At 31.0% G+C, this 26,066-nt stretch carries 23 protein-coding genes; 4 read left to right on the plus strand and 19 right to left on the minus strand.

What is annotated here, in order from left to right; genetic code table 11:
• Nucleotides 1-333: 333 nt before the first annotated feature.
• Complete coding sequence (locus CLCHR_RS17665; RefSeq protein WP_079441227.1) at nt 334-888, plus strand: TetR/AcrR family transcriptional regulator; 555 nt, start codon at nt 334-336, stop codon at nt 886-888.
• Nucleotides 889-968: 80 nt separating this feature from the next.
• Here CLCHR_RS17665 and CLCHR_RS17670 read toward each other — a convergent pair whose 3' ends face one another.
• The 4 genes from CLCHR_RS17670 to CLCHR_RS17685 form a co-directional block, all read right to left on the minus strand.
• Complete coding sequence (locus CLCHR_RS17670) at nt 969-1,874, minus strand: metallophosphoesterase family protein (protein ID WP_079441228.1); 906 nt, start codon at nt 1,872-1,874, stop codon at nt 969-971.
• A 338-nt stretch (nt 1,875-2,212) separates the two neighbouring features.
• Nucleotides 2,213-3,445 carry an ammonium transporter gene (locus tag CLCHR_RS17675; RefSeq protein WP_079441229.1) on the minus strand — a complete coding sequence of 411 codons (1,233 nt, stop codon included), beginning with the start codon at nt 3,443-3,445 and terminating at the stop codon, nt 2,213-2,215.
• 390 nt (nt 3,446-3,835) lie between these two features.
• Nucleotides 3,836-4,702 carry a DUF4261 domain-containing protein gene (locus CLCHR_RS17680; protein WP_079441230.1) on the minus strand — a complete coding sequence of 289 codons (867 nt, stop codon included), beginning with the start codon at nt 4,700-4,702 and terminating at the stop codon, nt 3,836-3,838.
• Between the two features lie 234 nt (nt 4,703-4,936).
• Nucleotides 4,937-6,376: an FAD-dependent oxidoreductase gene (locus tag CLCHR_RS17685; RefSeq protein ID WP_079441231.1), complete on the minus strand. Its 1,440-nt coding sequence runs from the start codon at nt 6,374-6,376 to the stop codon at nt 4,937-4,939.
• 165 nt (nt 6,377-6,541) lie between these two features.
• On the opposite strand from CLCHR_RS17685, the gene CLCHR_RS17690 reads away from it, so the two are divergent.
• A complete protein-coding gene (locus CLCHR_RS17690) occupies nt 6,542-7,432 on the plus strand; it encodes an SDR family oxidoreductase (RefSeq protein ID WP_079441232.1) in 891 nt (296 codons plus the stop codon).
• 24 nt (nt 7,433-7,456) lie between these two features.
• Here the strand turns inward: CLCHR_RS17690 and CLCHR_RS17695 are convergent, their stop codons facing one another.
• From CLCHR_RS17695 to CLCHR_RS17720, 7 genes are all read right to left on the minus strand, one after another.
• Entirely contained in the window at nt 7,457-9,622 is a 2,166-nt protein-coding gene (locus tag CLCHR_RS17695; protein WP_079441233.1) for a type IA DNA topoisomerase, read from the minus strand.
• A 151-nt stretch (nt 9,623-9,773) separates the two neighbouring features.
• Entirely contained in the window at nt 9,774-10,451 is a 678-nt protein-coding gene (locus CLCHR_RS17700) for a hypothetical protein (protein WP_139376262.1), read from the minus strand.
• A 52-nt stretch (nt 10,452-10,503) separates the two neighbouring features.
• Nucleotides 10,504-11,031: a hypothetical protein gene (locus tag CLCHR_RS17705; RefSeq protein WP_079441235.1), complete on the minus strand. Its 528-nt coding sequence runs from the start codon at nt 11,029-11,031 to the stop codon at nt 10,504-10,506.
• Between the two features lie 37 nt (nt 11,032-11,068).
• Complete coding sequence (locus CLCHR_RS17710; protein ID WP_079441236.1) at nt 11,069-11,278, minus strand: hypothetical protein; 210 nt, start codon at nt 11,276-11,278, stop codon at nt 11,069-11,071.
• A gap of 185 nt (nt 11,279-11,463) precedes the next feature.
• The gene (locus tag CLCHR_RS17715) at nt 11,464-11,934 is read right to left on the minus strand and encodes a hypothetical protein (RefSeq protein WP_079441237.1); all 471 of its coding nucleotides are present in this window, start codon (nt 11,932-11,934) and stop codon (nt 11,464-11,466) included.
• 109 nt (nt 11,935-12,043) lie between these two features.
• Nucleotides 12,044-12,190 (minus strand): hypothetical protein, encoded by a 147-nt coding sequence (locus CLCHR_RS24900; RefSeq protein ID WP_160358353.1) that lies wholly within the window; start codon nt 12,188-12,190, stop codon nt 12,044-12,046.
• Between the two features lie 435 nt (nt 12,191-12,625).
• On the minus strand, nt 12,626-13,585 hold the full coding sequence (locus CLCHR_RS17720) for a D-2-hydroxyacid dehydrogenase (RefSeq protein ID WP_079441238.1): 960 nt from the start codon (nt 13,583-13,585) through the stop codon (nt 12,626-12,628).
• A gap of 700 nt (nt 13,586-14,285) precedes the next feature.
• On the opposite strand from CLCHR_RS17720, the gene CLCHR_RS17725 reads away from it, so the two are divergent.
• Nucleotides 14,286-15,116, plus strand: a complete 831-nt coding sequence (locus CLCHR_RS17725) for a DUF362 domain-containing protein (protein WP_079441239.1) — start codon at nt 14,286-14,288, stop codon at nt 15,114-15,116.
• A gap of 116 nt (nt 15,117-15,232) precedes the next feature.
• On the opposite strand, the gene CLCHR_RS24905 is transcribed toward CLCHR_RS17725, so the two are convergent.
• The 8 genes from CLCHR_RS24905 to CLCHR_RS17755 all read right to left on the minus strand — a co-directional run bounded on the left by CLCHR_RS24905 (nt 15,233) and on the right by CLCHR_RS17755 (nt 24,971).
• Nucleotides 15,233-15,388, minus strand: a complete 156-nt coding sequence (locus CLCHR_RS24905; RefSeq protein ID WP_169896840.1) for a hypothetical protein — start codon at nt 15,386-15,388, stop codon at nt 15,233-15,235.
• Nucleotides 15,389-15,818: 430 nt separating this feature from the next.
• The gene (locus CLCHR_RS17730; RefSeq protein WP_079441240.1) at nt 15,819-18,179 is read right to left on the minus strand and encodes a glycogen/starch/alpha-glucan phosphorylase; all 2,361 of its coding nucleotides are present in this window, start codon (nt 18,177-18,179) and stop codon (nt 15,819-15,821) included.
• A 2-nt stretch (nt 18,180-18,181) separates the two neighbouring features.
• Nucleotides 18,182-19,669 carry a 4-alpha-glucanotransferase gene (gene malQ, locus CLCHR_RS17735; RefSeq protein ID WP_079441251.1) on the minus strand — a complete coding sequence of 496 codons (1,488 nt, stop codon included), beginning with the start codon at nt 19,667-19,669 and terminating at the stop codon, nt 18,182-18,184.
• Between the two features lie 171 nt (nt 19,670-19,840).
• Nucleotides 19,841-20,851, minus strand: a complete 1,011-nt coding sequence (locus CLCHR_RS17740; RefSeq protein WP_079441241.1) for a LacI family DNA-binding transcriptional regulator — start codon at nt 20,849-20,851, stop codon at nt 19,841-19,843.
• 589 nt (nt 20,852-21,440) lie between these two features.
• Nucleotides 21,441-22,379 carry a PucR family transcriptional regulator gene (locus tag CLCHR_RS17745; RefSeq protein WP_079441242.1) on the minus strand — a complete coding sequence of 313 codons (939 nt, stop codon included), beginning with the start codon at nt 22,377-22,379 and terminating at the stop codon, nt 21,441-21,443.
• Between the two features lie 248 nt (nt 22,380-22,627).
• Entirely contained in the window at nt 22,628-23,737 is a 1,110-nt protein-coding gene (locus tag CLCHR_RS17750) for an ABC transporter ATP-binding protein (protein ID WP_079441243.1), read from the minus strand.
• Between the two features lie 327 nt (nt 23,738-24,064).
• On the minus strand, nt 24,065-24,214 hold the full coding sequence (locus CLCHR_RS24910) for a hypothetical protein (RefSeq protein ID WP_169896841.1): 150 nt from the start codon (nt 24,212-24,214) through the stop codon (nt 24,065-24,067).
• Nucleotides 24,201-24,971, minus strand: coding sequence for a transglutaminase domain-containing protein (locus tag CLCHR_RS17755; protein ID WP_079441244.1), 771 nt, complete (start codon nt 24,969-24,971; stop codon nt 24,201-24,203). The genes CLCHR_RS24910 and CLCHR_RS17755 overlap by 14 nt, the downstream gene beginning before the upstream one ends.
• A gap of 306 nt (nt 24,972-25,277) precedes the next feature.
• On the opposite strand from CLCHR_RS17755, the gene CLCHR_RS17760 reads away from it, so the two are divergent.
• Nucleotides 25,278-26,033 (plus strand): gamma-glutamyl-gamma-aminobutyrate hydrolase family protein, encoded by a 756-nt coding sequence (locus tag CLCHR_RS17760; protein ID WP_242966145.1) that lies wholly within the window; start codon nt 25,278-25,280, stop codon nt 26,031-26,033.
• Nucleotides 26,034-26,066 lie beyond the last annotated feature (33 nt).

Below are 26,066 nucleotides of genomic sequence, written 5' to 3' on the forward strand. Positions count from 1 at the left end.
TGCCTTCGGCGACGGAGGTCTTTTGTCATACACAAAATCAAATGATAAATTGTAAAATTAAACATTTTTACTTAATAGTGTAGATTGATTTTTACTTCTATTTTTTCATAGCTTACTTTACACTATCTTGTAGAATACCTTATAGGATTTTGATAAGTATCATTCAAAATTTATCTTACATTCTACACATCTCTGCATTTCGTTCTTTAAAGAGATCTTTGATTTATCCAACAACTTGTTGTATAGTTGTATTGTAATAATTTTGCGATTCTTCATCAACCAACAATCATGGATAATCTGTCGGTTTTTCCGGGAGCGAAGGAGGAAATTTCTATGAACAAGCAACCTGAGATTACTATGCAAACAAGAAAAAATTTAATAGATGCGTTCTGGCAAATATACTGTGAAAAGCGAATCGAAAAAATCACAGTAAAAGACATCACAACAAAGGCAGGCTATAACAGAGGAACATTCTATGAATATTTTAAGGATGTTTACGATATTTTAGAGCAGCTTGAAAACTCAGTTTTACCAAATTTAAGCACGCATCATAAAATAACCATTTTGACAGAACATGAGTTGATGCTGCATTTTAATCAATTTTCTAAAATATATCAGCAGCGCTGTAATTACTATGGTGTTCTATTGGGAGACAATGGCGATCCCTCATTTCAAGGTAAATTAAAGAACGTCTTTAGACCTCTACTAAAGCAACTTTTTTCCAATTATAATACGGAAGATGATTTTGTAATTGAATACAAAATCGAATATGTATTATCCGCACTGATAGGGGTTTTTCATTATGGTTACGGACAAGGGAATAATCCTCCCATAGAAAAAATCGTGCAACTTATATATCGTTTTATGTTTAATGGCGTGATAAAATAACAACCCCAACCTTATATTCAGGGGTTGTTATTTATGTTATGGGTTATTGCAGTGGAATCTTCCAAAGGAAGCAACGTGAATCACAATCTCAATTCTTTATCTCCTTCTCTTCTTAACCATGTTTTAAAATCTGCTGGATTTGACTCATTAATCAGGAAAACTCTTGCCCCTCTTGGAATATCATCCTCTCCATAGCCTCCATATCCGGTATATCCCGCATAGCCAAGCTTAATTCCTTTTAATTCTGCACAATAGTTATTTAGATGATCGTGACCTACAAATACACCCTTAACATCACCTGTATTAACTAACTTATTAAAGAAACCCAAGTTTGTTTTAGCACAGCATTCATCTTCATGTCTTTCCCCGTCTATTAATCCAGTCTCCCATGCTTCTTTGAATTTCTTCAATGGTATATGAAAAAACATAATCGCTGGTATTATACTTTTGTATTTCTTTTTTAATTTTAATGCGGTTCTTTTATACCAGCATGCTTGCGTAAGTTTTATCCAGTCATATCCACCTATAAACGTTGGTGCATATTTTCCTGAATCCAGCATATAGACATTGAATTTAGGTATATTCTCTTTTGAACCTTGTATTAAAAAATTATAATTTCCAATTCTATCAAAAGTCTTATACCCTATTTCACTAATATTACAATCGAAAGCCATATATAATTTCATCATTTCCTCTTTAGACATAACTTTATGTTCATCGTCATGATTTCCAAAAATTATAGCCCAAGGAATTTTTCTTCCTTCCATCGGCTCTGCTATGTGGCTGATTGCCTTACTTATATCCCCTACGCTCTGACATTTACCATCAATGCTATCTCCAGATAAAACAACAAGGTTAGGCTTCTCATATTGTAATATCTTGTTCATAAGATCTATACCCTTATCACTGTTTGGACCTTCATGTAAATCTGTAAATTGAACAATTTTAAAGTTTCCATTTGCATCAAATTTAAGACCAGCTTTCATAAACAAACTCCTTATAATTATAACAATTATATTGTATGAAACACCTGCCTTGTTGCTACTCTCTAACTTATGTATATTCGACTAAATTGAATACGTGTTTATTTCATAGGGATATAGAAGGCTTGCTGATACCTTACATATTTTTCTAAATAACTTATACAGAAATATAGGTATTTCTTCGGTAGCCTCATACTTAGTTTGGATAAACAACATCATACTTTGGAGTATATAATATACCTTTTCTTTCGAAGAGTTATCACATAAGTCTAAGTTTAGTTTGATTATCTATACATAAAGGGCCAAGCACTTGTGCTTGACCCTTAAATTTATAAACATTATTACATATTTAATCCCGAATAAGCTTCTTCCCCATGTAAAGAGAGATCTAATCCTTCTGATTCTTGCTGTGAAGTAGCTCTTAAATTCATAAAGAGACTCATAACCTTAAGAATTACTAAAGTTGCAACAGCAGCATATAAAGCTGTCGCACCAGTTGATATTAAGTGAGCCTTTAAAAGAGCAAAGTTACCGTATATTGCCCCGTCTGCACCTGCTGGATTAATTGCTTTTGATGCAAAAATAGCTGTAGCTATGGATCCCCAAATACCTGCAACACCATGGCATCCAAATGCATCTAAAGCATCGTCATATCCTAACTTTCTCTTTAATACTGCTATTGCAAAGAAACTTAACGCTCCCCCAACTAATCCAATAAATACAGCCGAAATAGGGGCTACATAACCTGCACCTTGAGTTATTGCAACAAGTCCTGCTATGGCTCCACTGATTGTTCCTAAAGCAGTAGGTTTTTTGTAAAGTAACCATTCGCAAGCTACCCAAGCTACTGCTCCTGCAGCTGCTGAAGTATTTGTAGTGAAAAATGCATTAATCGCTACATAATTTACAGCAAGAGCGCTACCTGCATTAAATCCAAACCATCCGAACCATAAAAGTCCGCCTCCAAGTATTGCCATAGGTATATGGTGTGGTTCTGGAACTGCTTTTTTTCTTTTACCAACGAAGATTGCAGCAACAAGTCCTGAAATACCTGAATTTATCTCAACAGGATGTCCACCTGCAAAATCAAGCACTCCTAAATTCTTTAACCATCCATTAGTTCCCCATACCCAGTGAGCTATAGGTGAATAAACAAGTGTACTCCATAAAATAATCAATATTATAAAAGCTGGAAAGTTCATACGTTCAGCAACAGAACCTGAAATAACAGCTGCCGTAATTGCAGCAAACATTAATTGAAATACTACAAATTCTAAATGAGGAATTGTACCTGCATAATCTGCATTAGGAGCTATCCCTACATTTCGTAAAAAGCTCCAATCAAGTCCACCTATTACACCATTAATATCTGGCCCAAACGCTAAAGTATAGCCAATAAAAATCCATTGTATAGATATAACGATAAGTGCTGCATAGCTATGTACTGTAATACTTAAAACATTTTTACTTCTTACCATTCCTCCATAAAATAGAGCTAAACCTGGTACCATTAGCATTACTAACGCAGCGCAAATAATTACAAATCCCATATCTGCACCATTAAACATTTCCATCTTTTTATTCCTCCTTGAATAATTATTAAATTGTTAACTTTTAATTATGTTTTAAAATCATTGTTTAATAAAAAAAACGTCTCCACTTCAAAAAGGTATCTCTATCATCAGACATATCTTTCTTTTTGAAATGAAAACGCCATTGTTTTCTAAAATTTAATTCAATTTTTATTTTACTTTTATAAGTTTACCTTGCTACCTTTTACATGTCAATATAAAACGAAAAAAATTTTTAACACTTTTCTTTTTATGAATATTCTTTTTCATTATATTCATAAAAAAATAAACTGCAAATAAAAACACTCTTATCTCATTAAAGAAATAAGAGCATTTCAATATAGTTCTGCTATAGGAAAATAACCATGTCATATTGATGATCAACACAACACATTATCCCCTATTCCCTCCTGAAAATCCTTTTCCAGGGTTAATATCTAACACAACACGTTCAGGTTTTACAATTGAAACTTCATGTCTGCATTTCCATATGTTGTCTTCAGTAATTCCTTCTACTGTATTCAAATTATCAGCTGCATCCTGATTATCAAAAATATAGTATCCGTAAGAATATAGCAAATTTGAAATTTGATCAGGATCTAAGTTTTTGAAATGACATTGTAAATCACACAAACCTACCGCTGATAGCCCTAATGTATCCATGATATACTCATCTTTCATTCCCTGAGCCTTAAACAATCTTACATTTAATATGCCTAGCAAAAGATCATAATCATCATTTGATGGATTATTTTCTAAGTAATCCTCCCTGCTTATGAATTGCTCTGTTAGATGAAAATGAATTCCCTCACATGGCATTAATTCAACAATAGCATAAAGTGCTTTTTGAAAAAGTTCTATTCTTTTTGTATACTCTAAGCCAATAGCCATTACATCAGTTACTAAAACTCTATATTTACATTCCTCAATTGCTTCTTTATTATTAAAATTCAATGATTGACCTAATGAATTTCTCAATTTTTCTTCATCTGGTTTATCATAAATCACACTGATTATTATTGAAACTGGAGCACTTATATTTTTGTACTCTAACACATAATCATTAAACGCAAATGTAGTATTGTTATCTTGCTTTGCCACAAGTTCCACATTACTACAATATTTATTTATATTTGCTAATAATTCCTTTTCAAATATAATTGGATTTTCTTTCATATAAAGTTCTACACTATATGTCTCTGCAAAGACATCAGGACCATTCACTAATTTTTCTTTATTTTTTTCTGTATATTTCTTCATTTATGACTCCCCCTATTTTTTACTTCGTAATATATTTTTTATTTGAAATTTTAGGAAATAAATTTATTTCACCGCTAATATAAAAAAGCCGCCTCAAAACATAAAATTTTGAGACAGCTTTGTCTATTAAATATTGAATTAATTATAGCACAACATTTAATAATATGGTAGATATAAATTTTTCTTTAGAACATAAACAGCATATAACTTAAATTTAAGTTATATGTTTAACCCTTACATTTTATTGAGACATTTAGTTGTAGGGCCTTCTATCCATTTTCCTTCATAGTCATATCTTGATCCATGACAAGGACAATCCCAGGTTAATTCATCAGCATTCCAGTGAACTTCACAACCTAAATGAGCGCACTTTGTATATACAGTATGCACCTTGCCATCATTATCTTTGTATACTCCTACCTTTTCACCTTTATATTCTATTATTCCGCCATGTCCATTTTCAATATTTCCTAAATGTTCTTCTGGAATATTTATTCTTTGAGCAATAAAATTCTTCACAGTTTTTACTATATCATTAGCTGCATTTTTCATTGATGCTGACAGATCAAATCGTTTTGGTGAAAAGATTTCTGAAAAATCATTTTTATTTCCTAGAATCATATCGCTTATTATCATTGCTGATACCATGGAACTTGTCATTCCCCATTTATTAAATCCTGTTGCTACATAAACATTTGGCATTTTACTTGAATAATGTCCTATGTACGGAATATTATCTAAAGTGATGCAATCCTGAGCTGACCAGTGATATCTTTCCACTGAATTTGGGTAATATTTTTTTGCTGCTTCCCTTAATTTTTCGTATGCTAGCCCCTCTTCATTTTCACCTGCTCTTTGTGATACTCCGCCAAATAACAATAAATTCTCATAATTTCTAAAAGAATATGTACCTTGATTATTACCTATATACATCCCACCTACATCTTGAGCATTTTCTAATGCTAAAACATAGGATCTTTCTTGATGCATTCTCATGAAATAATACCCTGGGGTGTTTAAAAATGGATAGTGAGTTGTTACTACTATGTGATTTGCTTTTATTTCCCCATTTTCAGTAATTACTAAATTATCTTTAATATCTTTTGCTGTGGTATTTTCATAAATAGTCAATTTTTCAGATATAGGCTTTAAGAATTTTAATGGATTAAATTGAGCCTGATCTTTGAACTTTAGCGCTGCTTTAACCTCAATTGGAAGATTCACTTCGCTTAACATTTCTGCATCTATTCCTAACTTTTTGACAGCCTCATACTCATCTTCTAACTCTTCTATCTTATTCAATGTATATACATAAGCGTCCTTTCCTTCAAAGTTACACTCTATCTTTTCTTCATCAATTATTTCCCTATACCTTTGAATTGCAAGTTCATTTGCCTTAGCATATTGCCTTGCTTTTCCCTCTCCAAATTCCTTTATTAGCTTGTTGTAAATTATATCATGCTGTGAAGTTATCTTAGCTGTTGTGTTCTTTGTAATCCCGCTGCAGATACTTCTAGCTTCAATAATTACTACATCTCTTCCGCTTTTATTTAACATATACCCTGTTAATAGCCCTGCTATCCCTGCCCCTATAATAATAACATCACATTCTATATTCTTATTTAAAGACTCTCTTCTTCTAAAATTAATATTATTAATCCAAACACTTTCCATAAAATTCACCTCAAGATTATTATTCCATTTCTTTTATAATCTACACATACTTATAAAAAAATCTAAAGCTGAATTTTGAAGCCTTACTTGGTATAGATCCTTCACAGATAATTTCGTAAATTCATAACATGGATAGTATCATTAAAATTATATAAGGAGAATTTAATGACTTTAGAATTAAGAAATAAAATTGACTTTGATAAACTTCCAAAGAGATTTCCACCCCAGCATCAAGACCGGCAGCCTGGAATTGAGGAATTAATGGACCCACCCCCTATATTTGATAATCCTAATTATAAGGGTAGTGATAAATTAAGAAATAAAGTTGCATTAATTACAGGTGGTGACAGCGGAATTGGAAGAGCCACTGCGATTGCTTTTGCAAAAGAGGGGGCGGATGTTGCTATTTCTTATTTATATGAGCACCAAGATGCTATGAAAACTAAGAGATATGTTGAAAAGTACGGAGGACAATGTTTATTAATGCCTGGAGACATATCCAATAAAAACTTCTGCTCAAAACTAGTTGAGTGTACAATCGATAAATTAGGCGGCATAGATATATTAATAAATAATGCCGGCGTTCAATTTCCCCAGGATAGTATCGAGAAAATATCTGATTGTCAATTAAAAACAACATATTCAATTAATATATTTCCTATGTTTTATCTCACACAAGCTGCACTCCCTCACATGAAAAGAGGCAGCACCATTGTAAATACTGCCTCAGTTACTGCCTATGAAGGCCATAAGACATTAATTGATTATTCTTCAACTAAAGGAGCAATCGTAACCTTCACCCGTTCTTTATCCAAATCCTTAGTCGACAGAGGAATTAGGGTTAATGCCGTAGCTCCAGGCCCAATTTGGACTCCTCTTATAGTATCTAGCTTTTCCGCAGAGGAAGTTGCCAAATTCGGATCTGACGTCCCTATGAAAAGAGCTGGTCAGCCATTTGAGCTTGCTCCTGCATATGTTTATTTAGCTTCAGAAGATTCATCCTACGTCACTGGACAAGTGCTTCATGTAAATGGTGGGACTATGGTAAGCAGCTAAAAAATAAACAGGTAATCATTTCGATTACCTGTTATCAATAAATTCAATATTCCAGTTAAAGTATCCAGTTTCCTCGTTCTTTTGGTACTTAAAGTATGCTGAGAATGTATTTCCCTTCTTACTTTTAAGATTTCTAAATCCTACTTTTCCATTCTTAAGTAAAAGCTCAACCATTTCTTTAGATATTTTCTTACCAAAGGATGCTATGTATTTGTCATCTTTCCAAATTGTATATTTGCATCCATTTTTCCAGTTGCTGCACCCAAAGCTCTTTTCCCCTTCAAGTACTGGATTTCCACATACTGGACATGGCCCTATATTTTCACTATCTTTAGGAATTTCAACTTTAAACCTTGATAGTGCTCCATCATCTTTTTTTATTAATTCAACAGAACTAATTGTAAAATCTACTATTAGCTTTATAAAGTCACTTTTAGCAAACTTACCTTTTTCTATATCAGAAAGAGTTTTTTCTAATCTTCCTGTATACTCCAAGTCAAATAACTCTTTTACTGGAAAAGTTTCTACTAAATTTCTGCCAAGTTCTGTACACATAAGGTTTTTACCTTTTGTCTTCAGGTACCCTATATCTTTTAATTTCTTTATTGTCTCTGCACGAGTTGCTGGTGTTCCTATACTATATCCACTTAAAATAGCCTGCATCATTTCTTCTGAATCTTCTTTACCCTCAATACCTTTTCCGCAGGTTTCCATAACTCTAAGCAATGTTTTTTCAGTATGATATTTAGGCGGCTTCTTAGTAACAGCATTTACCTTTGAATCTACAATATCTACAGTTTCGTCTATTTCAACTTTTGGTAGAATCACATCTTTACTTTCTATCTTTTCTACTACCTTCCATCCCTCTACAAGCTTTACTTTTCCTTTCGAAACAAAAACTCCATTCATCTCTGAAATATTAGCTTTTAATGTAACCTTCGTTTCTTCAAATTCAGCTATAGGCATGAACTGCATTATAAATCTATTCTTAATAGCATCATATACTATTTTTTCATCTGCAGATAATCCTGATGGCTTTATATATGTTGGTGTTATGGCACTATGGCTTTCAACTTTTGAGCTGTCAAAAATTCTTTTAGATGTGCTAAACTTAATATCTTTTTCATATGGTAATCCAGCTTTTAATGTATCTAGAACCTTTTTTGCTCTATCCTTTAAACTTTCTTCTAAAACAACACTTGCTGTTCTCGGATAAGTAGTAAGCTTCTTTTCATAAAGAGATTGTGCCACCTTAAGAACCTTATCTGATGTCCAGCCTTTATATTTACTAGTTATGTGTCCTTGTAAATTAGATAAGTTAAATAAGTATGGTGGATATTCTTTTTTTAATTCTGTCTGCTTATCAATAATCTTAGCCGTTGCTCCTTCAAGCATAGGCATAAACTTATCCAAATCTTCCTTTTTCTCAAATTTTTCAGAATCATTCTCATAATAAAGTCCCTCAAATTCTTCATTGGTAGAAGTTTTGAAGTTTGACACTAATTTATAATAAGTTGTTGCTGTAAAGTTCTCTATTTCTATATCTCTATCATAAATAATCTTCAAAGTTGGAAGAAGCACTCTGCCTATATTAATAGTTTTATTTTCTTCGAATTTATATTTTAATGTACTTACAGAAGTTAAATTGATTCCAATGATCCAGTCACTCCATTGTCTTCCTATTCCAGCATCTTGAAGAGGCTGCATTTCCTTATTGTTCTTTAATGATTCCATACCGCCTTTAACTTCATCAGGTGTCCACTCATTTAAAAGTAATCTATATATAGGCTTTCCTACCTTAAAATAATCAAATAATTCGTCAGCTATAACCTGCCCTTCGCGGTCAAAGTCAGTAGCTGAAATAATTCCATCAACATCTTCCTTATCAATTAAAGTCTTTATTATTCCGAGCTGCTTCTTTGCACCTTTATCTTCAATAGTTCTATCTACACTATCACATTTTACCTTATACAAAAAATGCTCTGGAATAAAAGGAAACTTTTCAAATCTCCAACCTTTCATACTTTCATCATAGTCTTTCGCATCATATAGCTGCAAAAGATGCCCAAACGCCCATGTAATATAATAACCATTACCCTCAAAATAGCCATCTCTTCTAGCTTTTATATTATATGCATCTGCTATATTCTTAGCAACAGATGGTTTTTCCGCAATAATAACCTTCGCCATGATATATTTCTTATCCTCCTTTAGTTATTACTTTTAGCATTATATATATTAACACTAATCCCAAAATAAAACCAGTTTAAGTTTACATCTAAAAAAACGAAATGGAATAAATGTGTTTGCTTCGGTTCTTTGAAAATTTTACTGGGTGATTCTAAGAATACTCTCCCTTAATTCCTTGAATTGAGTAGTCTAAATTAAATAGTAATCTGTTTTTAATATTATCTCCAGGCATGTACTGTTCAACTTTATCTATATTATAAGATAATAATCTACTACTTTTATTACCATCAAATAGATGTGGTTCAATGTAGCACTCCTCAAATAATTTCTTTGCAATTTGCTCTTTATTTAACTTATCTTCATTTCCCTTGTAGTAAAGGGGTCCTCCACCAATAATGTTTAATACATACTGATCCGCATTCTCGTAAAAGCTGCAACTTATTCCTTGTGTAGTTGTCCACCTGTCAGACTGTTCATTTGCATCCCATCTTGTTCTAGTGGCATTACCTTTTACTGAATATAAGACTGTAAAAACAGAACCTTTCTTTGTTTCTAAAACCATATCTATTTTCTTTATTGCATAATCCTCAATTGCTACACTCGGGTCATTTAAATCCTTATATCTATCCAATATGGTTTCCATTAATACTTTCGCAATTTCATCATTATTTATATTTCCTTTATTTATATCAGTGTCATCATACAGTGGACTAATAGAGTTGCTTGGATTTAACTTTAGTTTTAAATCCACTTCATTATTAGTAGTTTCGGATTTGCTAATACCACAACCTGTTAACAAAAGGAATACACCTGATATACCTACTCTCATTTAATTGAATGTAATTACAAATATACGCTAATTTACTACTATGAGTTGGCTATTATTTATCTTCTTTCATATCAAACTCTTTCACGTTCAGTTTTATTACTGTACTTTCTGTCTCTTGTCCATTCACTGAATAATTAAGGCAGAAATAAAGATTATCTTTAATGTTAGCCATATCTTCTTCACTAAACAATTTCTTTGAACTTATTTCTCCTATATCTCTATTTAATAAAAATTCATCTGGAAATGTTGTTCCATTACCGTTTCCTTGAGATGATACAGAATTATATAAAATATCCTTATTGGTTTCTTGTGTATTCATGTAAATCTTTTTAGAATATGATGTTATATTTTCTTGTTTATTTCCTACATACTGTATTTTTCCGCCATTTAATATCTGTTTGTTAGGAGATATTATAATAATACCATCATTTATTTTTATATTATTGTTTTCTCCTTCAAATAAATACACCTTAAATGTTTCCTTATTAATTTTATCTTTATAATGCATAGTAGTACTAATAAATATTATATTTAAAATAAGTAATAAAATCAAAATTGCAATTATATAAAACCTCTTCATATATTCTCCCTCTTTATTAATGAAAATCTATATGTTCCTACTTCTTATGTATTGTTTTTATTGTGTCTATAATCAACAAAATACTAAAATAAATAATAAATATGAAACCTAAAATCGTGAGTATACTAAACAAAATCTCTGTGACATAGCCTCTTATGCTTCCAAAAATCATTGATAATCCTAATGGTGAAATCAATAAAACTAAACTTCCTATTATACCAAATAAAAGACTCAATCTTTTTTCCAAAACCAAACACCTCTTTCAATCACTAATTCTCCATAATAATATACTATTGGCAGAAGAATAAATTTATTTATTAAATATTAAAATATATCAGAATAGTAGAAACTGTATTTCTTACATTATGAATTGAAAATATAATCTAAAGGACTGAAACTTGCTTCTTCTTATTATATTTTGTGTAATAAGAATTAAACTCCTGCATTGAAGTGATAAACATTTGGTATAAGTTCACAATAATTCAGTGTTCCTTTGTCAAAACCAGTAATTTTATATGTATTTTTTAACTCTGCATTATTCCGTCTAATGGCAATTCCATCAATGCTTTGAAATATAGCACCGAAAGAAATTAAAATAACATCTTTATTAACTATATAAACTGTTGTTACGGTACTTTGATATTTTGATAAAATATCTTTAACTTTATAGTTATTAGTTACGTTAATCACATCCTCATCTTTTAAATCCCCTTCATCATACAGATTGAATATTTGATTACCTATTTCTTGGAAACTTTGATAATCATTTTTGTTTAACTTATTAAAAGGTGATGAATATGATTCTGAAAATGAATACGCAACAAATATGAACAAACTTAAAATAATTATACTTATAGCACCCATAGAATAAAAAATTATGTCCCATACTTTGTTTTCCTTCAAGCTCTATCCCCCCACTATAAAATCTATAATAAATAATATAACTTACGTTATAATTTACTATTATGCGTCGACATGATGTAAAATCGCCTTATTTAAGTAATATTACTTTTTAATCTTTTATTAAACATCCAACAACCGAAATAATTAAACCTAAAAATGAAAATCCAAGCCCCAAAGCTGTTGCTCCTCCACTTGATGTTAATATTATTGCTATACCAAAAAGTATAACTGAAATTCCTAAAAGAACAATTTTCATACTTCCTCCATCTTTCATATTATTTGCAATTACTTACTCATTTAACTGTATTCATCTACTTTCTTAGCCAGGAAATATGTAGAATAGGCATAAAAAATGAGCAACTGATATGTTTTAATAGGAAGTTACTCCCCCTTTGCTTGTTTATGCTCGTCGCAGAAACATCCAGGAGTAATTACGACTTCTATCTAGATATGTTTTGCTTTAAATTTATTACTAAATAAAGAAATAGACTATATGTTTTTGCGAAGTGTTCGTAAGAAGATTTTGCTGGCCTTGATTCTTAGAATATAAGTTGTCCCAAATATGCTAGTTCAAATCTTGCATTTGAGGCTAGCATTTTGGGAGCAACTTATCTTCTTAGAATCATCCAGCAAAATCTTCAAAGAACCGGAGCAAACACATATAGTCCATTTCGGTTGCTTTGTAATAACTTTAAAGATCAACTCTATTTCTTCTTTCACCTCTGTTGTATGCGCTTATATTTTCAAGTAAATCTGTGAATAGTCTATTTCTAGCTTCTTCACTAGCCCATGCCACGTGTGGTGTTAATACTAATCTATCTTTATTTTTAATTCTTAATAAAGGACTGTCAAATGGTATTGGTTCTTCTCTGAAAACATCTAAAGCTGCTCCGCCTATTATTTCTTCATCTAAAGCCCTAGCTAAATCTTCATCTACTATAATAGGACCTCTTCCAACATTAATGACAATCGTATTTTTCTTCATTTTAGTGAAGGTCTCATAGTTTATTAACCCTTCGGTCTTCTCGTTTAAAGGTGCATGTATTGAAATAACATCGCATTGCTTTAATAGTGAATCAAATTCTACTCTTGCAAAATCCGAATCTTCATTTTTACCTGAAGTAGAGTAATATACAACTCTTGCGCCAAAAGCCTGAGCTATTCTCGCTACTCTTTTACCGATATTTCCAAGACCAATTATTCCCCATATCTTACCGCATAAGTCTTTGTATTGCAATTCTAAATTGGTGAACATTTCATGCCTAGAATATTCTCCCGACTTAACAAAATTATCAAAATAACTTATATTATCATAAAGGTGAAGTAACATTGCAAATGTATGCTGAGCTACTGTTGTAGTAGAATATCCTTTAACGTTAGTTACTGCAATGTTTCTTTCTTTTGCATAATCAATATCAATATTATTATAGCCTGTGGCTGCTTCACATATTAACTCTAGGTTTCGTGCATCTTTCATATTTTTCCTGGTTAGCTTAACTTTGTTTGTTAATACAATATTAGCATCTCTTATTCTTTCAGCAACATCTTCTTCCGCAGTTAAATCATAATAAATTACTTGACCAAATTCATTTAACTTAATATAATCTACATTCCCTAAAGTTTTACCATCCAATACTACTATTTTCTTCATATTTAATCCCCTTTCATAATTTTTGGACCTTTAAATTTACTATATACAATTAAAAAGAAATTCATAAGAATTTCTTTTTGTAAAGACACCCAGTATCATAATCTCTTTTCTTAAACAATACTTCAAAATAATATATCATAAGTAAACTGAATTACTAACTCAAAAATAAACTTATATTTCGATTAACTAAAATTTAGTAATATTCAAAATTCCAGTCATAAATATTGCTACTTTTGCATTAATTTTCTATATTAATAATACCTCAAATAAAATTAAATGTAAACTTATACCGTTTTATCTTTCCAATAAAATACAACAAAAAAACAACCGAAAGAGAATACATATATGTTCCTCAGGTCTATGAAAAATTTCGCTGAGCATATCTAAATAAAAAGTTACACCACTTCTGCACGCTCCTGCGACAAGTACAAGACAAGCAAAAAAACTTTAGAGTTCAAAGCAATGTAGCACATTCATATATCAAAATAAAAGACTTAAAAATAGAGATCTAATGTATGCATGATATATGTGATATTCTGTAAATTATGTTATAATAAGTGTTATTAAAAACTATAGTTTAATTAACAGTAGTAAAATTTTGCCAAGTAATTTATGTAATATTGAGTAGGGGTATTATATTAAGTTAAATAGTAAAAATAAATCGCGTGTTAGTAATATAAATTAGGGGGGGATAGAACAAATGGACAAACAATATTTTATAAAAACTGCCGAGGACTTTGTTGAGCATTCACTAGATAACTATATAACAAAGGAAATAGCAATTTCGGAAAATGTTATAGGAATGAAAATTTTTGATGCTCCAATTTTTACATTTGGTTCTGCGGCTGATGAGCACTTTACGTTATTGAAACAACCATCAGCAATTGGGAAACACTTCATGCTTCCAAAAGAATGGTTACCACAATCCATGACAGTGATATCATTTTTTTTACCATTTAGCGAAGCAGTTAAAAAAGGAAATAGAAGGACTATGTCATGGCCTTCTGAAGAATGGCTTCATGGACGTATTGAAGGCCAGAGTTTGGTAAATAAGTTGTGTATACATTTAAAGTCCGAATTGATGAATGCAGGATATAATAGTGTCATACCTACTTTAGATGGAAGGTTCTGGTCAAATTCTGATCACCCAAATCATGAAGAAAAATTTACAAGCAATTGGTCTGAAAGACATGCTGCTTTTATATGTGGACTTGGAACATTCGGGCTTTCTAAAGGACTTATAACGCAAAAAGGTATATCTGGAAGACTAGGTAGCATTATTACAGAATTATATTTATCACCTGATAAGAGAGAATACGAAAATATATATGAATACTGTTCAAGGTGCGGTAAATGCGTAAAAAATTGTCCAGCCAATGCAATATCCATAGAAAATGGGAAAAATCATATTATATGTTCTAAATTTTTGGACAAAACAATGGAAAAACATAAGCCCAGATATGGTTGCGGAAAATGTCAGATAGATGTACCTTGTGAATCTAGAATACCTAAACAGCATAATGTAATATAAATAATATTTATATTAATTAATACGCATCTTTCATATATTGAGCATTATAGATGGAGAATCTCACCTATAATTTTTAAGGCTATATTTCAACAGTATATTGAAACATAGCCATTTTTTTATCTTTTATCACATAATACCAAACATAATGTTGCTATTGGCCCCAAAAATAACGATAGTAAAAACCAATTCATTCCAGACCTATTTTTCCCCTGTGCAATTCCTGCGTTAATCAACGCTAAGGTTCCAAATCCAACATAAAATTCTTTACTCATATTATTTATTCCCTCCATCATTTATAATATTAAAAGTTGTTCCAATTAGGCTTGTCATCAGCTTATTTACCCCTTTAAATATGCATACTATATCAGAAAGGGAGTAAACTCTTTTATTGCAGTGTTGCATTTAGTATATTGCTGTAGGATTTCTTCATTAGAAGTTGTTCCACTTATGCTTGTAGTCTTTGCCTCATATAGACAAAGCGACTTTGAAATATATATCACCAGAAAGATAAGGTACTCTTTTCCGCAGTGTTGCATTGAAAAAATGATTGTAGGTATTTCTTCAGTAAAAGTTGTTCCATTTAGACTTGTCATCAGCTTGACTGGGGAACAAGTCCAAATGGTGCTACTTTTACTGTTAGAAATCCACAATTATTTTTTCCAGCAACCGAGGAACAGAGTACCTTATCTTTCGGTTATTAATCTATTTAATAGGCGCAGGCTTTATATACCATATTTCATCGGCATATTGTTTTATAGTTCTATCACTTGAGAATATTCCTGAACTATAAAGGTTAGCGAAACATTTTTGAGCCCATTTCTTTTTGTCTTTGTAATCTTCAAAAACTTGCTCTTGTGATTTTTTAAATAGCTCAAAATCTGCTAACACATAATATTGGTCTCTTTCTTCTAATAATGCATTATATAAATCTTCGAAATAGCCCGTTCTTCCATCATCCAAAGTGCCATTTATTAGTGTGTCCACTACTCTTTTAATACTTGGATTTTCTCTATAATACCATTTAGGGTCATACGAGTGTTTTATTTTCTCAATGTCCTCAACTCTTAGGCCAAAAATATAATTGTTGTGCTCTCCACTTTCTTGAACAATTTCTATATTTGCTCCATCGTAAGTTCCAAAGGTAGGTGTTGCATTAAGCATGAACTTCATATTACCTGTTCCTGAAGCTTCTTTCCCTGCTGTAGAAATTTGCTTAGATAAATCTGATCCTGGGAACAGCTTTTGTGCATATGATACTTTGTAGTTATGCACAAAGACAACCTTAATCTTTTTAGATACTTCTGAATCATTATCTATAAATCTAGCGATTTCATTTATAAACTTAACAATACCTTTAGCTCTTCTGTATCCTGGAAATGCTTTAGCTCCAAATATGAATGTTGTTTTTGGTATATCCAAATCAGGGTTTTCTTTAATTCTATAATATAAGTCTAGAATATATAAAGCATTTAATAATTGTCTTTTATATTCATGTAATCTTTTGATTTGAATATCAAAAAATGAATTTGGATCTATGATAATCCCTTCTTCTTGCTTAATGTACTCTGCCAATTGTACCTTCTTCTCATGTTTAATTGACATAAGTCTTTCAAGAACTTTATCATCATTTTTATATTTCTCGAGGCCTTTAAGCAACTCTAAGTTTTTAACCCAATCTTCACTTCCTAATAAATCTGTTATAAGCTCTGATAATTCAGCATTACAAAGTCTAAGCCACCTTCTTGGTGTAATTCCATTAGTCTTATTTTGAAATTTGTTAGGATATAAGTGATACCAATGGTTTAATTCAGTTTTCTTTAAAATTTCTGTATGAAGGGCAGCAACTCCATTTACAGCTCTTCCTACATATATAGCTAAATTAGCCATTCTCATTTGATCATTTGCAATAATTTTAAAGTTCCAAATCGCTCCTTCATCATAACTTCTTTGTCTTAATTCATTCACTAAAGCTTCATCAACTTTATATGCTATTTGCAGTATTCTTGGGAATAACCTATCTATTAATCTAATATCCCATTTTTCTAGAGCTTCTGCCAATATAGTATGATTTGTATAACCAAAGAATTCTTTTGCAATTGCTAATGCACTTGAGAATTCAACGTGTTCCTCATCAATTAATATTCTTATAAATTCAAGAATTGAGATTGTTGGATGAGTATCATTTAATTGCGCCACATTATATTTTGCAAATTCTGAAAAGTCACTTCCAAATTTAGCTTTATGTTTCTTTATGATATCTTTCATCGATGCACTAGAGAAGAAATATTGTTGTCTAAGTCTTAATATTTTTCCTGCCTCAGCCGTATCGTTTGGATACAATACTCTTGATATATCTTCTGCCTTATTTCTTCCAGATACTGCTTCAATATATTGTTGGTTGTTAAACAAATTAAAATCAAATTCCCTTAAAGCCTCACATTGCCATAATCTTAATGTGTTAATATTTTTAGTACCGTACCCTATTATTGGCACATCATAAGGAACTGCTTTTACTGTCATATCAGAATAATTTATTATTTGGATGTCATTATCTTTTCTAATACTCCACGCTTCCCCATATTTAAGCCACGTATCTTCACACTCAGTTTGGAATCCATTTTCTATATTTTGCTTAAATAAGCCATTACTATATCTTATACCATATCCAACTAGAGGCATATCTAAAGTTGCAGCTGATTCTACAAAACATGCTGCAAGTCTTCCAAGTCCTCCATTTCCAAGTCCCGCATCCTCTTCTATTTCTTCAATTCTATTTAAATCTATATTTAATTCGCTTAAAACATCCTTAACTTCATCATATACCCCTAAGTTCATCAAATTGTTACCCAGGGCTCTGCCCATTAGATATTCTGCTGACAAATAGTAAGCCATTCTTCCTTTACTATAAGTTTCAGTAGTTGTATTCCAATTATCTATTATTTCCTCCAAAACTGTTAACGAAACCGCATTAAAGATTTCATAATCCTTAGCATCCTTCAGTTTTATCCCGTGTTTAACTTTTAAGTATCTTTCAATCCCCTCTTTTATTCTCTGTTTTTCCATGACTACTCACACCTTCCATAAATTCTAGTTAATCTATATATCTTATTTGCCAACTCATCAGTAAAAACATCATCTTTTGCTCTCCAACACCAGTTATTCCCTATTGTTGAAGGCAGATTAGTTCTTGCTTCATTTCCAAGATTTAAAAAATCCTGCATTAGCCCAATGGAAGTATTCGCCACACTACTCCATATTCCCCTTATAAATCCCCAGTTGTACCCTTCTTCTTTTGTCAATTTTAAATACTCAATTGCATTTTCGACTTCGTATTTTTCCCCTGTTTTTTCAACCCAGCCTCTAATAGTGTCATTATCATGAGTTCCTGTATAAGCTACACAATTTTTTTCATAATTATGAGGTAAATAAAAATTTTGGCTACCTCCAGAAAATGCAAACTGCAGTACTTTCATCCCCGGATAGCCTGTACTCTTTCTAAACTTCACAGTTTCTTCAGTTAATATTCCTAAATCTTCAGCAATAATATTTACATCTCCAAGCTCTCTCTTTATTGCATCAAATAATTTTATTTCAGGACCTTTTACCCATTTTCCATTTTCAGCTGTTTTTTCTCCATAAGGTATTGACCAATATGATTCAAAACCTCTGAAGTGATCTATTCGTATAACATCATAAAGCTTTAAACTTTGTTTAATTCTACTTATCCACCATTCATAACCTGTCTTCTCAAGATAATCCCAGTTATAAATAGGATTCCCCCAAAGCTGCCCAGTTGCAGAAAATGCATCAGGTGGGCATCCAGCTACTTTATATGGCTTTAATGTTTTCTCATCTACTAAAAATACTTTTGGATTGCTCCATAAATCAGCACTATCTTCAGATACATATATTGGTATGTCTCCGATAAATCTTATTCCAAGACCATTAACATACTTCTTTAAGCTATTCCATTGCTTAAAAAATTCATACTGCAGGAATTTCCAATACTTAATTTCATCCAAAAGTTCCACCTTGTATTTATTTAAGCATTCTTCTTCTCTTAACTTAATATTCCCATCCCATGTTTGAAAACTTTTTAAATCAAATTTAGCTTTTATCGCCATAAACATCGAATAATCATCAAGCCAAAAAGCCTCACTCTCTTCAAATTCACCAAAATCAATATTTTTAAGCCTTTTAAAATTTTCATATGCAAGTCGTAAAACTTTCATTTTTTCCTTGAATAATAGCTCATAGTTTATCCATTCTGGATTATCTCCATAATTTATTTCATTATAATCTTCCTTCTTCAATAACTTTTCCTCTTCAAGAAGATTGAAATCAATAAAATATGGATTTCCAGCAAATGCTGAAAATGACTGATAAGGCGAATCCCCATAACTTGTCTGACCTAAAGGGAGTATCTGCCAATACTTTTGCCTAGATTTTTTCAAAAAATCTGCAAATTCAAATGCTGATTTTCCAAATGTCCCAATCCCATACTTTCCTGGCAGAGATGCAATATGCATAATAATCCCGCTTCCTCTTTCCATTCTCATTCCTCCACCCTTAAGATTTATCTGATGTCTAGCCACTGTAACACCCCCTTTTCTTTAAGTGGGGGATAACAGTGGCAAGACCCTAGACGGCGTACCCCTTGAGGGTATAAGTTCAACTAAGACTCAGATGGAGATCAACCCCCACCTGAATCAAGTTTCACTTGATCACAAATTAGTAGTCGAATCTCTTTCTATTAATTTTGTATCTAATAATGTGTGTTTATTTCCCTCTTTACCATTAATTTGTGATATCAATAGATCTATACTCATTTTTGCCATTAGTTTTTGAGGCTGTTTTACTGTTGTGAGACTTGGATTATAGTATTCACTTTCATCCATTCCATCAAACCCTACTATTGATATATCTTTAGGAATTCTTAATCCACTATCAAGGATTGCTTTGGCCGCACCCATGGCCATTATATCTGAAAGAGCAAAAATTGCCGTTATATCTTTTCTTTGCTTTAATAATTCTATAGTTTCCTTATATGCCCCTTTACTTGAGTATCCACCACTTACAACTAAGCTATTGTCTACTCCTATTCCCTTTTCTTCTAGGGCTTTTTTATATCCTTCTAAACGCCATAAACTTACACCCATATCATTTGCTTCACCTAAAATTAGTGCTATATTTTTATGCCCTTTATTTATAAGATATATTGTTGCGTCATATGCACTTTTAATATTATCTATACCAATAGAAGAGTAATATTCCTTCCCCTGTTTTGAAACAGTATTTACTGAAGTTAATACTATAGGTACATTTATTTCTTTAAAACTATCATCAGTAATATCAATAAAATTTCCACCTAAGCATATAACCCCCTGAAGCCTCTTTTCTTTAATAAAAGCTATGAGCGTATCAACTTCTTGATAAATATTATAATCATTTTGGCGTACTATCATTGTATATCCATTCTCATTAATAATATTTCCTATGACATTAGTCATTTGAGAAAAGAAAGGATTAAATACACCTTTGACTAAAATGCCTATATTTTTTGTATTATTTTGTTTAAGTATTCTAGCACTATTATTAGGTATGTAATTACTCTCTTTAATTATTTCCACAATCTTTTGTCTTGTACTTTCTTTTACATCTGGATGATTATTAAGTACTCTTGAAACTGTACTAACCCCAACTTGAGCTAACTTTGCTATATCCTTTATATTCATACTTTTCTCCTGTAATACTATTAAACCCATATTAATCTCGGCATCGTTACCGTAATATCCATATGGTTTTTAGTAGCTTTATTCAATTTTCTTAAAAGGTACATCTGATATAAGCATATAATATTATATTCGTTTTTATTCCAATAATGTTTATGCCTTCACATTTCTTTTAACATACTTAATAACATTTTAACAAACCTTGAATTTTTATACAATCATACAAAATTTTAAATTTTTATAGATATCAAGCATATAACTTAGACTTATGTGGCAACTTAAAGTTTTAGAAAATTTGTAAATATACTTATTAGATAATAAATCGAAGAAGAGAATCTCTGTTAACCGGTCGCCAGAAAAAATAATTGTGGATATATGTCAACATAGTGTTGAAAAATAAGTTAAAAAAATTATAGGTGGAATTATCCACCTATAATGCTCAATATATGAAAGTTACAAATTAACTTATATCCAATTAATAAATTCAAATTTGTCAAACTCAGGAAATCCGCTTGTCAGTATTTTAACCATCATACATCCTTCTTTTCATATTACTTAATTTCGTTGTTTCTTATAGATATCCATAGTTAATTTATCTTTTTTGATTCCAAATAAAGAAAGCCATTTTAAATAAAGCTGCATCATTAAATTTTCTAATATCATAGCCTGTATACTTTTGAATTTTGTCTAATCTATAGATTAATGTATTTCTATGAACATATAACTCTTTTGATGCTTCACTTAAGTTTAAATCTAACTTAAAGAAAACCTCTATTGTCTTTATCATATCTTCATCTAATTTTGACAATCCATTATTAAAATTATTCAATACTTTTTCTCTAGTTTCCTCACTTAAACTATCCATAATTTTTTCAAACAAAAGACTATTTTGACTAAATATCATTGAAGATAAATTATATTTTTTTCCTAAATTAATTTTATATATATTTTCATTATATAACTCATTTATGGAATCATAATCTTTAATAGTGCAATAACTTATATAACACTTTTCATAAAGCGAAAGTACTATTGTTTCACTAATACTTGATACATGTTCATTTATATCTTCAAAGTTTCCAATAAGAATAATATTATCCTCATAGTTTAATATTATAATATCTGTATCATTATAAATATTTTTCAAAACCTCTAGTGCTTCAATGAGTTTTTCATTTAAAGTCATTGTGATTAAAAATGTATCTTCTTTTATTTGAGGCATCACTTCTTTTATTTTCTCTTTTGGTATACTCAAGTTTTGCAATAATTGAGTTATAATTTTTTCTTTTTTGTTATAATCCTCTTGGTATCTATCTTTAATACAAAATTCTAATATCTTCATAGAATTCTTGTTCTTTTCTTCAATTCTTATAGCAAATTTCTTTGCTCCAATCAAAAATGTATCTTCAACTAAATTCTCCTCAAGTAAATCAGGATTAGCCTTAAACATTATTTCGTCGTCTATATAAACTTCAAACGGTATTTCGCAATTTTCATATATTTCTTGTAGATATTTTACTAATCCCTTCATTCTCTCACCTCAATTATAATTTATCCGATAGCTAGCATCCGTAACATTGTAAATAACAGCTGACATTCCTAAACTAAGTGCCCCCTTAGGGTAGCACTCAACTAGGATTCAGATGCGAATCAAACCCACCTCAGTCAGGGGGCACTTGATTACATGTTTAGTTATTAAGATACTCCCATCCAAATAGATGGGAGTATAAGCTGAGTGATATTTATCACTACTGAAATATTAAAATTTCTAGTTATATTCTAACATATTCTTAATTCTGTTTCTTTATCAAAAACATGAATATTTTCATTTTGAACATATAATTTAATTTTACCCTTAGGTTCACATTTAGTGCTTCCATCAACTCTTGCTGTCATATTGTTATTTCCTGATTTGAAATAAATATAACTTTCTGCTCCCATACGTTCAACAACTTCTACTTCTCCTGAAAGTGTTGCAGCTGGATTTTGTTCAATAATTTCTTCATTATCGTCTAAGTGTTCTGGTCTCATACCAAATACAACTTCTTTATTCACATATCCTTTATCTTTTAATACCTTAGCTTTTTCTTCTGGTAATAAAATGTTATTTTCTTCAAAACTGCAGTAAATTTTTCCGTCTTTTTCTACAACAGTACCATTTACTAAGTTCATTTGAGGGCTTCCTATAAAGCTTGCAACAAATAAATTATTTGGTGTATTGTATATGTTAAGTGGAGAATCAACTTGTTGAACTAAACCATCTTTCATTACAACAATTCTAGTACCCATTGTTAAAGCTTCAACTTGGTCATGAGTAACATATATAAATGTTGTTCCTAAACTTTGATAAAGTTTTGATATTTCAGTTCTCATTTGAACTCTTAATTTTGCATCAAGGTTTGATAAAGGCTCGTCCATTAAGAATACCTTTGGTTCTCTAACAATAGCACGTCCAAGCGCAACTCTTTGTCTTTGACCTCCTGATAAAGCCTTTGGTTTTCTTTCTAATAAATGTTCTATATCTAATCTCTTAGCTGCTTCTCTAACTTTTTTATCTATTTCATCTTTTGGCGCTTTTCTTAATTTTAATGCAAACGCCATATTATCATATACTGTCATATGTGGATATAACGCATAGTTTTGGAAAACCATTGCTATGTCTCTTTCCTTAGGTTCTACGTCATTAACTAATTTTCCACCTATATATAATTCACCCTTAGAAATTTCTTCAAGACCTGCGATCATTCTTAAAGTTGTTGATTTTCCGCATCCTGATGGACCAACGAAAACTATAAATTCTTTATCTTCAATTTCTAAGTTGAAATCCTTAACCGCTGTTACATCCCCTTCGTAAATTTTATAAATATGTCTTAGTGATAAATCTGCCATATCTATTTCCTCCCTTTATCTTTATATAATTTTCATACTTAAACTTCTTATCTCTGCTACAATTACATTTTACTATATGTAATCCTTTAGATGCTATATTGAGAATTTCCAAAACTATATTAGCTTTTTTGTGAAATAATATAAAAGGGTAAACTACTTTTATTTTAGACTTATGTAACAACCGCCGAAAGAGAAGATGCTCTGTTACTCGGTTGCTAGAAAAAATAATTGTGGATTTGTGAAACTCGACTCACTTGCGTTCGCTGAGTAAGTTCGATAGCCAAATCAAAGATTTGGATTCTCACTTAACAGCAAAAGTTGCACCAGTCAAGCTTGTTCCTTAGCCAAGCTAATGACAAGCTTAACTGGAACAACTTTTACTGCTAGAAATCCATAGCTGGTTTCTCTCGCAACCGAGCAACAGAATACCCTTTCTTTCGGCGAGCTATCGCATAACTCTAAGTCACGCGTCATCATATTTTTTATATGATTTAGGATATTTACTCGTGTCCCAAATATATCCCTTAGAAATTAACGTGTCATCGCTAATTAAAAAATATTTATTTCTTTCAATTGAATCATTGTTAGTAATATCTAATTGATACCAATTGCCTTGTATTTTAACCGAATTCCAGGAATGTGGAGTATCTTTAATTTTTCCTATAATAATTCTATTTTCTATACCTGCATAGTTAAACATCTTATATGCGGTCATTGAATACCCTTGGCATACAGTAATAGATGAAGTTAATGCTGAATATACATCTATTGATTTTTGTGTATTATCATAATCATACCTATTTATTATATAGTCATTTATCACTTTTACTTTATCTAAATCAGACATATTGGAATTTATTAAAGATTCCGTAATTCTTTTTAATTCTCTATCTACATATTCTTCTTGCTCCTTTGTAGTTAAATATGTCACATCAAAAGTTGTCTCTATCCCCTCCTGAGTTACCTTTGCAACTGGCCTTATCTCGAGCCATGATCTCTCTAGATAATCATCCTTTGAATATGCATTTTTAATACAATTAAGCGCATTATCCTTAAAATCTATTCTTTCTCCTGTATATAAGATAATAAAATTCCTATCCCTGTTTTCAAGATGCTTATAGATACTATATTCCAGCTCTTCTAACTTTCCAGCCTTTTCATAAGCAAAGGCAGTTACCGAAAAAATCTGCGTTGAAATTAACGTAGTTATGATTCCTTTAAAAAATCTCTTCATTATATGTGTAATCCCCCTAAGATTGCTCTTCTTATCCTGCACATACATAAATAAACAAGCTTATCAAAAATTTAATTATATATCTTTACTAGAAATAAGTAACATATAAGTTAAAGTTACAATCTGTTCATCTATATAAGTTGTTCGCTTTTACTTATATTGTACTTGCTTTATTTATTTTGTAAATATTTATTTTAATACAACTTAACATTTTTTTATGAATCTTCCAATAAGCTTCAATTGACATTAATTCGTTGTGTCTATATAGTATATTTTATATATAATAATAGTGGAGGTAGTATTATTATGATGAAAAAACCTATAATTGGTATAAATTCGGGTAGAGTTATTAAACATGAAACTCCCTATTCCCATTCTGTTATAGAATCTCTTAGCACTGATTACGTTGAATCAGTAGTTAATGCAGGCGGAATTCCTATTATACTGCCAATAATTTCTGATGAAGAATCTATTAGAAAGCAAGTTGAACTTTTAGATGGTGTTCTTCTTTCCGGTGGAATAGATATTAATCCTTTACTATATAATGAAGAACCTACAACTAAATTAGGCTTTATCTTTCCTGAGAAAGATAACTTTGATCTTTTAGTAGCAAAAATAGCATGTGAATTAAAAAAACCTGTTTTAGCTATATGCAGAGGACATCAAATTCTAAATGTTGCTTTTGGCGGAACTCTATATCAAGATTTATCCGACAAGGAAGGTTGTTATATAAAACATCAACAGCAGACAAAAGATGGCGCGGCAACACATACATTGGACATTATGAATGACTCAATTTTAAATAGTATTTTGGGGAATTCTATTGTCAGCAATTCTTTTCATCACCAAGCAATCAAAGATTTAGCTCCTGGCTTTAAGGTTACAGCCCTCTCAAAAGATAATGTCATTGAGGGAATTGAAAAATGTGGTGAAGACTTTGTTGTTGGCGTACAATTTCATCCAGAAATTATGACTGTCTATGGAGATAAAAATATGCTTAAACTTTTTGAAGCATTTATAAAAGCTGCATCAGAAAATGCATGCTTAAATAACACCAAATAATTCAGAAATCCCAAAATCAAAAATTGATTTAAT

Source organism: Clostridium chromiireducens (genome assembly GCF_002029255.1).
Classification (GTDB): Bacteria; Bacillota; Clostridia; order Clostridiales; family Clostridiaceae; genus Clostridium; species Clostridium chromiireducens.